This window comes from Burkholderia sp. FL-7-2-10-S1-D7, from assembly GCF_001524185.1.
GTDB classification, from domain to species: domain Bacteria; phylum Pseudomonadota; class Gammaproteobacteria; order Burkholderiales; family Burkholderiaceae; genus Burkholderia; species Burkholderia diffusa.
Window position 1 is genome coordinate 1 of the sequence record NZ_LOWY01000098.1, and the last position, 532, is coordinate 532.

General features: G+C 55.5%; 1 protein-coding gene. It reads left to right on the forward strand.

The window, feature by feature from the left end; translation table 11 throughout:
* Positions 1-79: 79 nt before the first annotated feature.
* Positions 80-466, forward strand: coding sequence for a hypothetical protein (locus tag WS75_RS33035; RefSeq protein WP_082729770.1), 387 nt, complete (start codon positions 80-82; stop codon positions 464-466).
* Positions 467-532: the final 66 nt, after the last annotated feature.

Here is a 532-nt window from a genome sequence, read left to right on the forward strand (position 1 = left end):
CCGTCAGCGGCCATTCAGCGCGGAGCATTGCTGCTGGTAGGATTTACGTCCGGTTGGATGAAGCGGAGCAATTCAGCAAATGAAACTCAACATCGGAGGGAAAGCGGAAGTCATCGCGCCAACTCCCCGACAGGTCACTCATGCACTGAAATCACTGCGAAGCTATGGCAAGTTTTCTTATGCGTCATTGACTGACGCTAGTGGTAGCTATGTGCAGGTAGCGGGCGGCGGCGCAAGTTGCATGATCGAGCGTTTCGACTTCGCTGCACAACGGTGGAGAGCATTCCACGACAAACCGTCACCCGTGCGCCCGGACGGCACCATTCTGGTCTTCCGGGCGGGCAACATTTCTATGCATTCAGATGAATGGTTCATGGCTGACCAGGTTGTGGAAGTATTTCTGGCCTTCCTCAACGGCGCACCGTACCCATCATTTGTTGATTGGCGACCGGCGCCGGGCTTTTAAGCAGGAAGCATCCGTCGGGAGACACCTTCGTCGGCTTCTGTATCTCGAACTGTCAACGAGGGTCGA